At 33.8% G+C, this 15,561-nt stretch carries 12 protein-coding genes; 4 read left to right on the top strand and 8 right to left on the bottom strand.

Going from position 1 to position 15,561, the window contains the following annotated elements:
* Window positions 1–187: 187 nt before the first annotated feature.
* Window positions 188–2,815, top strand: coding sequence for a valine--tRNA ligase (locus tag NAT50_RS04630; RefSeq protein ID WP_250591914.1), 2,628 nt, complete (start codon window positions 188–190; stop codon window positions 2,813–2,815).
* Window positions 2,816–2,896: 81 nt separating this feature from the next.
* On the opposite strand, the gene NAT50_RS04625 is transcribed toward NAT50_RS04630, so the two are convergent.
* The gene (locus NAT50_RS04625) at window positions 2,897–3,628 is read right to left on the bottom strand and encodes a sulfite exporter TauE/SafE family protein (RefSeq protein ID WP_250591913.1); all 732 of its coding nucleotides are present in this window, start codon (window positions 3,626–3,628) and stop codon (window positions 2,897–2,899) included.
* A gap of 202 nt (window positions 3,629–3,830) precedes the next feature.
* On the opposite strand from NAT50_RS04625, the gene NAT50_RS04620 reads away from it, so the two are divergent.
* Genes NAT50_RS04620 through NAT50_RS04610 form a run of 3 tightly spaced genes read left to right on the top strand, consistent with a single transcriptional unit; the run spans window position 3,831 to window position 6,831 of the window.
* Window positions 3,831–4,898: an efflux RND transporter periplasmic adaptor subunit gene (locus NAT50_RS04620; RefSeq protein WP_250591911.1), complete on the top strand. Its 1,068-nt coding sequence runs from the start codon at window positions 3,831–3,833 to the stop codon at window positions 4,896–4,898.
* The gene (locus NAT50_RS04615; protein ID WP_250591909.1) at window positions 4,898–6,154 is read left to right on the top strand and encodes an ABC transporter permease; all 1,257 of its coding nucleotides are present in this window, start codon (window positions 4,898–4,900) and stop codon (window positions 6,152–6,154) included. The genes NAT50_RS04620 and NAT50_RS04615 overlap by 1 nt, the downstream gene beginning before the upstream one ends.
* A gap of 2 nt (window positions 6,155–6,156) precedes the next feature.
* Window positions 6,157–6,831, top strand: coding sequence for an ABC transporter ATP-binding protein (locus NAT50_RS04610; RefSeq protein ID WP_250591907.1), 675 nt, complete (start codon window positions 6,157–6,159; stop codon window positions 6,829–6,831).
* Here NAT50_RS04610 and NAT50_RS04605 read toward each other — a convergent pair.
* The 7 genes from NAT50_RS04605 to porQ form a co-directional block, all read right to left on the bottom strand.
* Window positions 6,824–7,396, bottom strand: coding sequence for a pentapeptide repeat-containing protein (locus NAT50_RS04605; protein WP_250591905.1), 573 nt, complete (start codon window positions 7,394–7,396; stop codon window positions 6,824–6,826). The two genes, NAT50_RS04610 and NAT50_RS04605, sit on opposite strands and share 8 nt — an antisense overlap.
* 25 nt (window positions 7,397–7,421) lie before the next feature.
* Window positions 7,422–7,805, bottom strand: coding sequence for a response regulator (locus NAT50_RS04600; protein ID WP_250591903.1), 384 nt, complete (start codon window positions 7,803–7,805; stop codon window positions 7,422–7,424).
* Window positions 7,774–10,161 carry a sensor histidine kinase gene (locus NAT50_RS04595; RefSeq protein ID WP_250591901.1) on the bottom strand — a complete coding sequence of 796 codons (2,388 nt, stop codon included), beginning with the start codon at window positions 10,159–10,161 and terminating at the stop codon, window positions 7,774–7,776. Before NAT50_RS04595 ends, NAT50_RS04600 begins: the two co-directional genes overlap by 32 nt.
* 110 nt (window positions 10,162–10,271) lie before the next feature.
* Window positions 10,272–12,035 carry a 30S ribosomal protein S1 gene (gene rpsA, locus NAT50_RS04590; RefSeq protein ID WP_250591900.1) on the bottom strand — a complete coding sequence of 588 codons (1,764 nt, stop codon included), beginning with the start codon at window positions 12,033–12,035 and terminating at the stop codon, window positions 10,272–10,274.
* A gap of 339 nt (window positions 12,036–12,374) precedes the next feature.
* Complete coding sequence (locus tag NAT50_RS04585) at window positions 12,375–13,631, bottom strand: nucleoside permease (RefSeq protein WP_250591899.1); 1,257 nt, start codon at window positions 13,629–13,631, stop codon at window positions 12,375–12,377.
* An 80-nt stretch (window positions 13,632–13,711) separates the two neighbouring features.
* A complete protein-coding gene (cmk, locus tag NAT50_RS04580; protein WP_250591898.1) occupies window positions 13,712–14,392 on the bottom strand; it encodes a (d)CMP kinase in 681 nt (226 codons plus the stop codon).
* Between the two features lie 99 nt (window positions 14,393–14,491).
* Entirely contained in the window at window positions 14,492–15,508 is a 1,017-nt protein-coding gene (gene porQ / locus NAT50_RS04575; protein WP_250591897.1) for a type IX secretion system protein PorQ, read from the bottom strand.
* Window positions 15,509–15,561 lie beyond the last annotated feature (53 nt).

Below are 15,561 nucleotides of genomic sequence, written 5' to 3'. Positions count from 1 at the left end.
TACAATACTTGCCTTCAATGAGCGAGTCAATAGTTTGTATCAGTAATCCATATTCCCGCTGTTCACTATACACGGTATTACGCTCCCATCAGGGCTAGGGAGTAATCCATAAAATTTTTGTAATTTTTAAAAGAAACTAACGATAAACGTTGATCTTTTAATTCTTAAACTTTAAACTAAAAAAAACATGATACCAGCACAATTCGAAGCCAAACAAGTTGAAAAAAAATGGTACGACTATTGGATGGAACACAACTATTTCCATTCTACTCCAGACCATAGAACACCTTACACTATTGTTATTCCACCACCCAATGTAACTGGAGTGTTACACATGGGACACATGTTAAACAATACCATTCAAGACGTATTAATTCGTCGTGCGCGTTTAAAAGGATTCAACGCTTGTTGGGTACCGGGAACAGATCACGCCTCTATTGCTACTGAAGCTAAAGTAGTTGCCAAATTAAAATCGGAAGGAATCAATAAATCCGATTTAACACGTGAAGAGTTTTTAAAACACGCTTTCGATTGGACCGAAAAATACGGAGGAACCATCTTAGAACAATTAAAACAATTAGGTTGTTCTTGTGATTGGGACAGAACTAAATTTACCATGGATGATGACATGTCGGCTTCTGTAATTAAATCTTTCGTAGATTTATACAACAAAGGCTTGATTTATCGTGGTTACCGAATGGTAAACTGGGATCCTGAAGCAAAAACCACTTTGTCTGATGAAGAGGTTATTTACGAAGAAAGACAAGGTAAATTATATCACTTAAAATACCAAATTGAAGGTAGCGAAGAGTTTGTAACTATTGCAACCACGCGTCCTGAAACTATTTTAGGAGATACCGCAATTTGTATTCACCCTGAAGACGAAAGATATTTCCATTTAAAAGGAAAAAAAGCCATTGTTCCTATTTGTAATCGTGTAATTCCAATCATTTTCGATGAATATGTAGATATGGAATTCGGTACAGGTTGTTTAAAAGTGACACCTGCACATGATGTAAATGATAAAACATTAGGTGATAAACACGGCTTAGAAATCATCGATATTTTCAATGAAGATGCTACTTTAAACTCATTTGGATTGCATTATGAAGGCCAAGATCGTTTTGAAGTTCGTAAAGCCATTGAAAAAGAATTAGAGTCTATTGGTGCTTTAGCCAAAGTAGAAAACCACGTAAATAACGTAGGAACTTCGGAACGAACTAAAGCCGTGATTGAGCCAAGATTGTCAGATCAATGGTTCTTAAAAATGGACGAATTGGTTAAACCAGCTATCAAAGCGGTTTTAGAATCAGATGAAATTAAATTACATCCTTCTCGTTTCAATAATACCTATGCGCATTGGTTAAATAACATTCGTGATTGGAATATTTCACGTCAATTATGGTGGGGACAACAAATTCCAGCCTACTATTATGGCGATGGAAAAGAAGATTTTGTAGTTGCTGAAACGATTGAGGACGCGTTAGTTTTAGCAAAAGAAAAAACATCCAATGCTAATTTAACAACGAAGGATTTACGTCAAGATCCTGATGCATTGGATACTTGGTTCTCTTCTTGGTTATGGCCTATCTCTGTTTTTGGAGGAATGTTAGACCCAGAAAATGAAGAGTTCAAATACTATTATCCTACAAATGATTTAGTAACAGGACCAGATATTTTATTCTTCTGGGTAGCACGTATGATCATTGCTGGATATGAATATACCGGAAAAAAACCATTTTCAAATGTATATTTAACCGGATTAGTACGTGACAAACAAGGACGTAAAATGTCAAAATCCTTAGGAAATTCACCAGAACCATTGGGATTAATTGAAAAATTTGGTGCCGATGGTGTTCGTGTAGGATTGTTATTGAGTTCTTCTGCTGGAAATGATATTTTATTTGATGAAGAATTATGTAACCAAGGGAAAGGATTTGCCAATAAAATTTGGAATGCCTTCCGTTTAATTAAAGGTTGGGAAGTAGCGGATATCGCTCAACCAGAGTCTTCAAAAGTAGCTATCGAATGGTATGAGGCAAAATTGCAAAAAACATTGGTTGAAATTGAAGATAATTTCGATAAATACCGTATTTCTGATGCGTTAATGGCTATTTATAAATTGGTTTGGGACGATTTTTGTTCGTGGTTCTTAGAAATGATCAAGCCAGGTTACCAACAACCAATTGATAAAACAACTTTCGATAAAGCCATTGAAATGTTAGAAGCTAACTTGAAGTTATTGCATCCATTTATGCCATTCTTAACAGAAGAAATTTGGCAACACATTGCAGAAAGAACACCAGAAGAGGCGTTAATCATCGCTTCTTGGCCAGAAATGAAAGCTTTTAATGAACAATTAATTGCAGATTTCGATTTTGCAACAGAAGTTATTTCAGGTATTAGAACCATTAGAAAAGATAAAAACATTCCATTTAAAGAAACCATTGAATTAAAAGTGGTGAACAATGAAAAAGCATCTACCCATTTTGATTCAGTAATCATGAAATTAGGTAATATTGTGGATCTAGTTTACGTGGATGAAAAAGTAAATGGTGCTTTATCTTATCGTGTAAAATCTAATGAATATTTCATTCCTGTAGGTGGAAATGTAGATGTTGAAGCTGAAATTGCAAAATTGACGGAAGAATTAAATTACACCAAAGGATTCTTACGTTCGGTACAAGGAAAATTAGCTAACGAAAAGTTTGTTAGTGGAGCGCCAGAACAAGTAATTGCCAACGAGCGCAAAAAAGAAGCCGATGCTTTAGCCAAAATTGCAACTTTAGAACAAAGTTTAGCGGGTTTGCAATAAAATCTAAGTTAGAATAAAAATAAATGAGCCCAATATTCTTGGGCTCATTTTTATTTCAGTTTGTTCTAAAAATTCGTTTTTTTAAATTGCTCCTAAACTTTTAAAAACGGTAATCGTTCCTGTTAACAATATTAGAGAAAGAACAATATTTTTAAATTGAGCTTCTGTAAGACTATTTAAGATTTTTTTACCTATAAAACTCCCTACAATACTCACCATTAACAGAATAGGAATCAAGTACAAATCATCATAATGTACGAATCCATTCATCGTATAAACTACACTTCTACTCAAATCGATACCTAAATCTATAATGGCAGAAGTAGCAATAAAAACACTAGTTTTCAAATTATAGGATGCCAAAACCACTCCTCGTATTGCTCCGCCTGTTCCCACTAAACCAGCAATAAAACCTGAAATAGCACCTCCTAATACTGAGTTTTGAAATGTAGGTTTAACAGTCAAATTCTTGAATAAAAGAAAAACCAAGCTCAACAGAATCAGAAAAAAAGCCAATGCCAATTCTAAAATTTTAGGTGAAAAATACTTACTGAGTACGGCACCAATAATCACAAAAAAAACAGCCGAAATCCCCATATTCATTACCAGTTTTTTATCAAAACCTTCCCTGAAAAGATAAATTTTGGTAATATTACTTGATAAATGAAATAATGCAGTAATCCCCAATACCGACTGAAAATCCATAAAATAGCTTGCAATTGGCACAAATAACAATGAAGATCCAAAACCGCCTACAGTGCCAATAATTTCAGCAATTAAGGCTAACAAAACGAAATAAAGTAAATAGTCCAATGTGTTTTCTTTTTAGTAAAAGTAGTTGTATTTAAAGATTTGTACAACAAATCAAAAATAAAGAATTCGTTCGCGAGATCACAACACTAATGAAAAGAAATACGGACAAAAAACATTAAAAAAAAATATTTATACTTACTTTTAATGCCCTAAATACATTATTCTCTGTTTAGAAATGAAAAAACAATCAATCGTATTGTCAATGAACATTTTGTTTTGCTTATTTTCTTGTAAAAAAGAAAGCAAAAATAGTTTCCAGGTTCAAGCCGGAGAAGTTACCGAAAGTGTTTACGCTTCAGGAATTGTAAAAGCTGAGAATCAATATACTGTCTACCCTACTGTTAATGGCGTTTTACAAAAAATAATGGTCACCGCTGGACAAAATATCAGCAAAGGACAATCGTTATTTCAAATTGAAAGTGAAAAAGCGCAACTCAATACCGACAATGCCCGTTTGGCCTACGAAATAAGCCAAGGAAACAGTCAATATATCCAAGATAAAATTGCTGAAATGGAACTCAAAGTTCAAACAGCCAAAGACAAACTAGCTTTAGACGAATCGATATACAACCGTAGTAAAAATGCTCGCCTATATGATGGAATTTCGGAAGTAGAATTTCAAAAGACCGAATTAGCCTTTAAAAACTCTAAATCGGCTTATTTTTCGGTACAAAAACAATTAGCACAACTCAAAACACAACTTCAAAACGAGCAATCTCGAAACCAGATCAATCTAAAAATCAGTCAGAAATCTCAAAGTGATTTTACTGTCAAAAGTGTCTTTTCAGGCGAATTGTACGACGTTTTAGTCAAAGAAGGAACATTAATAAGTCCGCAGACTCCTTTGGCTATCATCGGTAAAAAGAATGCTTACATTTTAGAATTAGATGTAGACGAAAACGATATGGTACGCATTGCATTAGGGCAAAGAATTTTAGTCACTATGGATAGCTATAAAGGCCAGTTATTTGAAGCTACCGTTGATAAAATTTACCCTATCATGGATGAACGTTCAAGAACTTTTAAAATTGAAGCACACTTTATTAAACCACCCAAAAAGTTATTTCCTAATCTAACGGCAGAAGCAAATATCATCATTCAAACCAAAAGTAACGTGATTACCATTCCAAAAAAATATTTGATTGATAACGAATATGTTTTAGTCGATGGGAAAGAAAAAAGAAAGGTCACTATTGGTCTTTCCGACTATCAGAATGCAGAAATTACTCAAGGATTACAGATTGGGGAAACGATTTATTTACTAGAATAATGAATTTTAAGCTTATTTTAAATATTGCAATTCATTTGCTTCGAGCGCGATTAAAACAATCTATTGTTGCAGCGGCAGGAGTCACATTTGGGATTTCTATGTTTGTAACACTATTGGGATTCATGAACGGATTAAATGATTTGTTGGATAATTTAATGCTTAATCGAACTGCCCATGTTCGTTTATATAACGAAATTAAACCTACGGAACAACAACCCGTTGTGCTATCGGAACAATTTCAAAAGAATACTCATTTTATTCGTTCTATAAAACCTAAAGACGAAGGTCTCGCCATATACAACAGTCGGGCTATTATCCAAAATTTAAAACAAGATGAACGCGTCATCGATGTTTCTGCAAAAATTACTACACCCGTTTTTTTTAACTCCGGAACAATTGAAATTTCAGGAATTATCAATGGGGTAGATGTTTTAGCTGAAGATAAATTATTCCAATTAACTGATTATATGATCGAAGGATCTGTTAATAATCTTTTGCAAAACAACAGCATCATGATTGGAAAAGGATTATCTGAGAAAATGTTGTTAACCACTGGTGATATCATTAAAGTGACTACAGCCAAGGGAGATTTAGCTTCCCTTAAAATTGTAGGGATTTTTCAAATTGGTATAGCCGAAATAGACAATACATTAACTTATACTTCTTTAGACACCGCTCAAAAAATATTGGGAAAACCAACCAATTATATCACTGACATTCAAGTCAAATTATATGATATTAGTACTGCTTCTGTGGTTGCCAAAGAATTTCAACACCGTTTTAATGTAGACACAATTGATTACGAAACGGCTAATTCACAATTTGAAACCGGAAGTTCTGTAAGAAGTATCATTTCCTATGCGGTTGGTATCGTATTATTAATTGTCGCTGGCTTTGGAATTTACAATATCATGAATATGATGATTTTTGAAAAAATGGATAGTATTGCTATTCTCAAAGCCACAGGTTTTTCGGGGCAAGATGTAAAATGGATATTTATCTCTTTATCGCTGATTATCGGAATCGTAGGCGGTATCTTGGGGTTGTTGCTAGGATTAGTATTATCTACCATTATTGATTCAATTCCTTTTGAAACTGCATCACTTCCAACCGTCACCACTTACCCTATAAATTACAACCCATTTTTTTATATTATAGGAATTACTTTTGCTTTGTTAACAAGTACTATTGCCGGATTGTTTCCTGCTCTGAAAGCGAGTAAAGTTGATCCCGTAGAAATTATCAGAGGAAAATAAAGATGAGTAATATTGTTCTGGAGACCAAAGATTTGACAAAATATTTTTATGACCCTGTGAAAATTCAGGTTCTTAAATCGGTCAGCATGAAAGTAAATCATGGAGAATTTGTATCGATTGTAGGAAAATCGGGGTGCGGAAAATCGACTTTACTGTATTTACTATCAACAATGGATACCGATTATGAAGGTCAATTATTTATGGATGATCAACTAATCACTGGAAAATCCGACCAAGAATTGGCACAAATTAGAAACGAGAAAATAGGTTTTGTCTTTCAATTTCATTACTTGCTTCCTGAATATGATGTCTTACGAAATGTCATGTTGCCCGGATTAAAATTAGGTAAACTATCGAAGGAGGAAGTCGAACATAACGCAATGGAGCATTTACGCACCTTGGACATGACGGATCAAGTTTTAAAAATGCCCAATCAATTAAGTGGTGGCCAGAAACAAAGAGTAGCAATAGCTCGTGCGTTAATCAATAATCCGTTGATTATCATGGGTGACGAACCAACGGGAAATTTAGATAAAAAAAACAGTGATTTGGTTTTTGATATCTTCAACGAATTAGCATTAGAAAAAAAACAAACTCTACTTGTGGTCACTCATGACAACGATTTTGCCGCCAGAACCCATCGAACAATTACTATGGAAGATGGAAGAATTATTTAATTATAATTTGAAAAGCATCCAATAATCCTCTCACATTGTCATTAGAAAAAATAGCTTTTTTAATTTTATTCTTTTCAGGATTAATGGAGAAGTTATGACTACTGTAAAAATCTGCTTTGGTAAGATTGGTATCCGAAAAAACAGCCAAACGAAGGTTGCAATTATCAAATAAGGCTTCGGTTAAATCGGTTTCCATGAAATCTACCGAAACCATACTGCAATTCGTAAATTGAATGCCTTTGAGCTTTAATTTATAGAACATCGCATAATCCAACAAACAATTAGTAAAATGAAATTCATAAATCTTTTGATCCGTCATAGCAAAATTAACACTCGTAAAATCACAATCCACAAAAAGAACGCCACGGAAAGCTACGTGACCAATTTTGGCATCTTTAAAATTACAGTGATTAAACGTACAATCGACAAAAATAGCACCCGTAAAATTACTTGAAGTAAAATCACAATGACTAAATGTACAGTTTTCGTATTCGTTGTTGGTTATTTCGTATGTAGAAAATGTAATCTCACGGAATTCTTTATCGAAAATAAATTCGGCACCCATAACTAAAATTTAGCACAAATATAGACTAATCTTTATGAGCAATATGCTTTAATTTATCCATATTTATGGGCTTACTCAAAAATTCCTTTACGCATTTGTATTTTTTAGATTTTTCCTTATCCTCTACAGCAATTGAAGAACTCGCAATATAGATGGAACTATATTTGTGAATTTTATTTTCTAGAGAACAAAACTCTTCTAAAAATTCCCAACCATCCATCTCGGGCATCTCTAAATCTAACAAAAGAATATCCGGCAAATCTGTAGTATTTTCAAAATAATTCAATGCTTCTGAACCATTCGAAAATTCTTTAGTTTCACTGAAAAGACTTGATTTTTCAATTAGTTTTTTAGTCACTAACTTGTATATAGGATCATCATCTATGATGTAAATTTTCTTCTGTTGCATTGTTAAAATAAATTTTAAAGTTAGAGCCAACATCTAAAACACTTTCTACCTCCACTCTACCTTTCATGGCATCTATCTGATTTTTAGTTATAAACAATCCTACACCTTTGGAATCTTTATAAGAAGTAAATGTTTTATACAATCCGAATAGTTTGTCTCCATTTTTATTGAGATCTATCCCTATTCCATTGTCTTTAATTTCCAACACAATATAGTTATTTTCTATGTAAGAATCTAAAATTATTTGTGGTTTTCTATCAGGATGTCTATATCGAATAGCATTAGAGAAAAAATTCAATAAAATACTTTCTAAATAAGCCGGATTAAACTTAACAAATGTCTCATTTGAAACGTTATTTATTATCGAAACGTCATTTTTAATAATCTTATGACGAAGAACTTCTATGGTTTTTTTGATATATTGATTCAGATTTAACTTTTCTAAAACAGTATTCATATCCGTTTGGATTGAAACCACCTGATTAAGGTTATCCATGGTTTGATTCAAGGTCTTTGAAACGGATTTCAATAATTCCATCAATTCTTTTCGTTCCTGTTCTTCTTCCGTAATTTCTATTAAATCGATCAATGATTCTATATTACTAGTATGAGAACGGAGATTATGCGATACAATATGTGAAAAGTTGAGCAATCTTTTGTTTTGTTCAGTCACCAATTGAAGCGAATTGTTCAAGTCTAATTCGAATTGTTTTGACTTAGTAATATCGATTAAAATTCCTCTGAACTTTTTTATATTCTCTTCTTCATGATAAACACTAACAATATCTCGAACCCAAACAACATTGCCGTTTTTATGGATCAATCGATATTCAAAATCAATTGGCTTTAAGCTCTTAGCGTTCTGATCAGTGAAGGCAATCACCCACTCTTTATCTTCGGGGTGAAGTATTTTTCTCCACAGCAAAGGATTATTCAACCATTCTTCGGGAGTATAACCCAGAATAATTTCTGATTTTTTACTAACAAAGCTCACACCTGGTTTTTCTAAATTACCTTCCCAAACCACACCATCAATACTATCAATAATGTCATTGATTTTTTTCTTGGATTTTAAACTCTCAAATTCGGCCTCTTTCCTACAAGAAATATCTTCGATAATTGCAATATGACTCACTAGATTTTGATCTATGACTGACAAACGAGAAATAGTTATTCTTACCCAAACTTGTTTCCCACTTTTATGATAAAATCTTTTTTCTAAGGAATATTGCGCTATGTTTCCTTTTCGAAGTTCTTCCAAATAATACAAATCATTCGGTAAATCTTCTGGATGAGTAAGGCGCATAAAATCTAAATCCTTTATTTCGTCATGATTATATCCAATCAATTCACAAAACTTATCATTACCATATAAAAATTTACCATTGCTAGAATTAGTATGTACAATTCCTAAACCTGCATGTTCAAAAATAGATTTGAATAATAATTCACTTTCCTCAATTTTTGTTTTTTGAGCTAATAGTAAACGTTGCAATTCTGCAGGTCTTTTCAACAATGTATTCGTTAATAAACCCGAAAGCAAACTAAACAAGAAAGCCAAAATAATTAAAGGTATAATTTCATGTAAATCAGAGTTATTTTTTGAAATTACATATAACTTCCAATTCCCTTCTGGCAAATAAACCTCTTTGAATTTCTTATTCGAAAAATCGGATTTGTTTTCTAGAAAAAATTCAGTTTTGCGTGTCAAAGGATTTACTTTGGACAATTGCAGATAGTATTTATCACTTTTGAAATTTGCTATTCCAGTTGATTTAATAAAGTTGTCATATTTTAATACCACGGCAGAAAAACCCCAAAACTTTCCTTTTTTAAAAATAGGCAATCTTCCCACAATCCCCAATCCTCCTTGTCTGAGTTTCAAGGGACCTGAAAAGAAAACTGTTTTAGATTTAATAGCTTTTAGAGCAGCTTCTCTGTTTAGAGAATCATTTAAAATATTAAAATTGATAACCGCTTCATTTCCTTTTAACGGATAAGTATATTTAATCACACCATCAGGAACCAATTGAAGTAAGTCTATATTTTCGTATTTATTCAGTAATTCTTCGGAGATCTTCTCAAAATTTTTGGGTTCTCCTGAATCATCTATCGATAAAGCCAAAGTGATTAAGGCTGCATAATTATTTTTGAAAGCCTGTTCTATATTTTTTTTAACCACGTGGAGCAGATTTACCATTTCATGCTCTTCATTTTCTTTCGAAATCTGATATTTAAAAAAAATACTTAAATTTAAAATGACAAAAAAAACAGAAAACACCATCACTCCCGTTGTTTTAGGTCTCGATAAAAACCAGTTGCTGATGACTGTTATTTTCTTTTCAAGTTTTGTCATTTTCTAAATTTGTATGATAAACAAATATAATTAAAATCGATATATTTTAAACTATATAGAAAGAGGCTGTCCTTTTGAGACAGCCTCTTTTAATTATTCAAAAAAGAAAATTATTTTTCTCCTTTTTCCATTTTAGCTTTTAATTCTGCTAAAGCATCGATATCTCCTAAAGTTGATTTCTCAGCTTGTGTAGAAGTCGAAGAGCTAGCAGCTTCTTTAACTACTTTTTCTTCTTCCTCACGGAAAATTGCAGTGTGAGAAGCTACAACTCTTTTGAATTCTTTGTTGAATTCAATTACTTTGAAGTCAGCAGTATCTCCTTTTTTCAATTTTTTACCATCTTCTTTTTCTAAGTGACGAGTTGGAATGAAAGCAACTACATCATCACCGAAATCAACAGTAGCTCCTTTGTCAACGATTTCAGAAATTGTTCCGTTGTGAATAGTTCCAACCGCGAAAGCACCTTCATGTTTGTCCCAAGGATTAGCAGTAGTTTGTTTGTGACCTAAAGACAATTTACGAGCCTCAACGTCTAACTCTAATACTACTACATCTAATTTTTCACCTACATTGATGAATTCAGATGGATGTTTGATTTTTTTAGTCCAAGATAAGTCAGAAATGTATACTAAACCATCAATACCTTCTTCTAATTCAACGAAAATACCAAAGTTAGTAAAGTTTCTTACGGTTCCTGTATGTTTAGAACCTACTGGATATTTAGCCGTAATATCTGTCCAAGGATCTTGCGTCATTTGCTTGATACCTAAAGACATTTTTCTTTCTTCTCTGTCTAAAGTCAAGATAACCGCTTCTACCTCATCACCGATTTTCACGAAATCTTGTGCTGAACGTAAGTGTGTAGACCATGACATTTCAGAAACGTGGATTAAACCTTCTACTCCTTCTGCAACTTCAATGAAAGCACCGTAATCAGCTAAAACTACTACTTTACCTTTCACTTTGTCACCCACTTTTAAGTTTGGATCTAAAGCATCCCATGGGTGAGGGTGTAATTGTTTTAAACCTAATTGGATTCTTGTTTTCTCATCATCGAAATCAAGGATTACCACGTTTAATTTTTGGTCTAATTCAAGAACTTCACTTGGGTGATTGATTCTTGACCAAGATAAGTCAGTGATGTGGATTAATCCGTCAACACCTCCTAAGTCAATAAATACACCGTAAGAAGTGATGTTTTTAACCACACCTTCTAAAACTTGTCCTTTTTCTAATTGACCAATGATTTCTTTTTTCTGTACTTCGATATCTGCTTCGATAAGCGCTTTGTGAGAAACAACAACGTTTTTGAATTCATGGTTGATTTTAACCACTTTGAATTCCATCATCTTGTTTACATACTGATCGTAGTCACGGATTGGTTTAACGTCGATTTGAGAACCTGGTAAGAAAGCTTCAATACCAAATACATCAACGATCATACCTCCTTTAGTACGACATTTTACGAAACCATTAACGATTTCTCCAGTTTCATTAGCAGCAATAACTCTATCCCAAGCTTTGATAGTTCTCGCTTTTTTGTGAGATAAAACTAATTGTCCAGTTCTGTCCTCACGGATGTCGATTAATACTTCAACTTTGTCCCCTACTTTTAAGTTTGGATTGTAACGGAACTCGTTTAATGAAATAACACCTTCAGATTTTGCATTGATATCAACAATAGCATCTCTTTCAGTAATTCTCACTACAACTCCTTCAACAACCTCTTCTGCATCTGTAGAGATGAAAGTTTTTGCTACTAAATCTTCAAATTCCTGTAAATTTTTAGCATCAACTGCATCAATACCTTCAGCATAGTTATGCCAGTTAAAGTCAGCTAAAAATTGTTCTTGTGTTTTGTTTAATTCAGACATGTCTGATAAATAATTTGTATTCTGATTTTCTTGGGTTTCATGATGCAATAGAAAAAACAGAAGCGTTTTACATATAAGTATTTGATTACCTTAAGGAAACCCTACTCGCCAAAAGGTGTGCAAAATTAAGAATAATTATTTAACTACCAAAATTTTAGCAATATGCTTTTAGTAATCAGTTGTTAGCTTTTTCTTTAAGGAGCGAATGGTTCGGTTATTTTTGCCAACCTTGTTCCCGCTGTCCGCGCTACAAGGTAGCTAGCTCCCATCGGGGCTAATGGGGTATTGTATTGAATTTTTGCCAACAAAAAACCCGATGCAATGATCGGGCTTTCTATATTAATGAGCAATGTTTTTCACATCGTTAGGATTATGTTTGTGTTTAAACAAAATCGCAAACGCAATTGCAATAATTAAGGCATAAGCCGCGAAAGCCAACCAGATATCATGCCATTGTCTTTCACCATTAAGCGTAAAATATTTTTCTATAGCCCAACCTGAGGTAAAACTTCCCAATACTGCTCCAAATCCGTTGGTCATCATCATAAACAATCCTTGGGCAGAGGAACGAATCTTAGGATTGGTAGTCGTTTCTACAAACAAAGATCCAGAAATATTAAAGAAATCGAACGCCATACCGTAAACAATACACGATAAAATAATCATCCATAATCCTCCCGCCGGATCACCGTAAGCAAACAATCCGAAGCGCAATACCCAAGCCAACATCGAAATCAACATTACTTGTTTAATCCCAAAACGTTTTAGGAAAAAAGGAATTGCTAAAATGAAAAGCGTTTCAGATACTTGAGAAATCGACATAATGATGGTAGAATACTTCACTACAATCGAATCCGAATATTCTGGCACCTTTTTGAATTCATCCAAGAATACATCTCCATAAGCGTTAGTCAACTGCAATGCACCTCCTAGGAACATAGAAAAAATAAAAAACAACGCCATTTTATAGTTCGCGAATAATTTGAAAGACTCTAATCCTAATGATTTAATTAATGAATCGCTATCCTCTTTCAAATGTTGTGGTTTACATTTTGGCAAAGAAAAAGCATACAACCCTAATAAAAGAGCTGCAATTCCCGCTATGTAAAATTGATATGCTGTCGCTTTATTCCCTGTAAGGTTGGTCAACCACATCGCTGCAATAAAACCAACTGTACCCCAAACTCTAATAGGCGGGAAATCTTTTACCACATCAGTATCTGGACTATTTTTTAAAGCCGTGTATGAAATTGAATTAGACAACGCAATGGTTGGCATATAAAAACACATAGCTAGCAACATGACATATATAAATGTGGTTGGCGTTGCTACTTGTGGAAGATAAAACAATACTGCAGCATACAAGATATGCAATATTCCATAAAGTTTTTCCGCATTAACCCAACGATCCGCAATAATACCGGTAATGGTAGGCATAAAAAGTGAAGCGATACCCATTGTCCCAAATACGAGTCCAAATTGAGTACCTTCCCATTGTTTTGTTCCAAACCAGAAATTCGCAATAGTAATTAACCAAGCTCCCCACACGAAAAACTGAAGGAAACTCATTAAGGTTAGTCTAAGTTTAATATTCATAATTTTGTTTTTGGTTTTTGTTTGATTTTTAAAAGGGGCGTAAATCTAATAATAAAATTAAACCTACCAAGAAAATAAGGTTAAATATTATTAACCAAATCCAATACTTTTTGAAATTGTTGCTCTCTGGTTAACTGCGAATTGTCAATTTCTATAGCATCTTGTGCTTTTACCAAAGGAGAATCTTCACGGTGCGTATCAATGTAATCTCTTTGCAAAACGTTTTCCAATACGCGATCATAGGAAACCAATTGTCCTTTTTCGGTTAATTCGTCAAAACGACGTTGCGCTCTTACGTCTGGGCTGGCCGTCATAAACACCTTTAGTTCCGCATCCGGAAAAACCACAGTTCCGATATCGCGCCCGTCCATAACTACCCCTTTGTCTTTACCCATTTGTTGTTGTTGTCTCACCAACATCGCGCGTACTTCGGAAACCTCAGCTACTTGACTTACAAAATTAGAAACTTCTAAAGAGCGTATTTGCTTTTCGACATTAACCCCATTTAGGTAGATTTCTGCAAAACCCAATGCTGGATTGAATTGAAATTGTAGATGAATCTCTGATAAATTATTGATCAGCGCTGTTTTATTGAATTCGAATTCGTCTATAAAACCATTTTGCATTGCATATAACGTTACAGCCCTATACATAGCTCCCGTGTCTACATAAGCGTATCCTAAAGTTTTAGCAATTTGTTTGGCTAAAGTGCTTTTTCCTGTCGATGAAAATCCATCGATAGCTATAGTAATTTTTTTCATTTAAAAAATGCCTAAAAGTTTGACAATAGCCCCGATGGAAGTAAGCTACCTCGTAGCACGAACAGCGGGAACTACAATTATTTTTTTTCTATGGTTTGGCTACAAATTAATCATTAATCCGAACTGACTGGTACTAGAAGCCAAAGTGTATCTTGAATACGAATAATCGAATCTGAATTTACTGAAACGAAGTCCGAAACCGGCAGAAATTCCCGCAAATGTTCTTTGTTCTACCAATTTCAATTCGGCAGCACGTCTAAAATTATAACTCAAACGAAAATTAATTCCTTTTGTAGGTAATATTTCTGCTCCAAGAATCACGTGACGAAATGTATTTCCTAAAAAAGTAACTTTTTCTTCCTGAACTCCTCCGTCTATAGTTTCTTCCTCTCGCGCCGGATTAGAGAAAGCTACTTTCCATTGTTGTAAATTTTCTAAGGTTAAATGCCAGCGAATGGGTACATTTTCGAGTTCTTGAGAAACTCCAGCAATAATTTCTAAAGGGAGTTTTTCTCGCATTCCGTTGTAGGTTGTGATTTGTGTACCGAGATTACGTATTACCAATCCATAATTGGTATTGGTTTTTTCGTCTTTGAAAATTGCGCCCAAATCGGTAGCGATGCCCAAAGAATTATAGGTTTCTAAAGTGGAAGAAATAAATTTAGCATTGGCACCAAGATATAAATCGGTATACGGAACATTGTAAGCATAGCCAAGAGATAAGGCTACTTCGCTACCTGAAAAACTTCCGGTGGAATTACCCATTTCATCTCTTCCATCAAATTTTCCGTAATTAATATAAGTTATTCCAGCATGAAAAGTTTGCAAGTGCCTATCGTAAGTATAAGCGTAGGCAGCCGAGCCGTAACTTATATCTGCAAGATAATTTACATAATTTAATCCTAACTTACCATGCATTTCATCATTTATCGTTGCTGGATTAAACAATGGCTGATTAACGTCGTAATCGTAATTAGTAATAGTCTTTCCTCCTAGTGCCGCTTGTCTTGGTGAAGAAGCATTGTTCAAAAATTGAAAAACGCTTTTTCCACCTACTTGTGCAAAAGTCGAATGATATATTGCAAAGAATAAGAGAATATAAATTTTCTTTTGCATGAATTACTGACAAATGATTATTGATAACGCAATGGCGAAGATATTATTTTTTA

The organism is Flavobacterium luminosum (genome assembly GCF_023635005.1).
Taxonomy (GTDB): Bacteria; Bacteroidota; Bacteroidia; order Flavobacteriales; family Flavobacteriaceae; genus Flavobacterium; species Flavobacterium luminosum.
The sequence above is the reverse complement of the archived record's forward strand: the minus strand, read 5'-3'. Positions and strand labels throughout refer to the sequence as shown.

Coding starts and splice junctions, on each gene's coding strand:
- cmk (WP_250591898.1), bottom strand. CDS start 14,392: ATGAAAAAAATTACTATAGCTATCGATGGATTTTCATCGACAGGAAAA.
- NAT50_RS04615 (WP_250591909.1), top strand. CDS start 4,898: ATGAATTTTAAGCTTATTTTAAATATTGCAATTCATTTGCTTCGAGCG.
- NAT50_RS04610 (WP_250591907.1), top strand. CDS start 6,157: ATGAGTAATATTGTTCTGGAGACCAAAGATTTGACAAAATATTTTTAT.
- NAT50_RS04595 (WP_250591901.1), bottom strand. CDS start 10,161: ATGACAAAACTTGAAAAGAAAATAACAGTCATCAGCAACTGGTTTTTA.
- NAT50_RS04620 (WP_250591911.1), top strand. CDS start 3,831: ATGAACATTTTGTTTTGCTTATTTTCTTGTAAAAAAGAAAGCAAAAAT.
- rpsA (WP_250591900.1), bottom strand. CDS start 12,035: ATGTCTGAATTAAACAAAACACAAGAACAATTTTTAGCTGACTTTAAC.
- porQ (WP_250591897.1), bottom strand. CDS start 15,508: ATGCAAAAGAAAATTTATATTCTCTTATTCTTTGCAATATATCATTCG.
- NAT50_RS04585 (WP_250591899.1), bottom strand. CDS start 13,631: ATGAATATTAAACTTAGACTAACCTTAATGAGTTTCCTTCAGTTTTTC.
- NAT50_RS04605 (WP_250591905.1), bottom strand. CDS start 7,396: ATGGGTGCCGAATTTATTTTCGATAAAGAATTCCGTGAGATTACATTT.
- NAT50_RS04600 (WP_250591903.1), bottom strand. CDS start 7,805: ATGCAACAGAAGAAAATTTACATCATAGATGATGATCCTATATACAAG.
- NAT50_RS04630 (WP_250591914.1), top strand. CDS start 188: ATGATACCAGCACAATTCGAAGCCAAACAAGTTGAAAAAAAATGGTAC.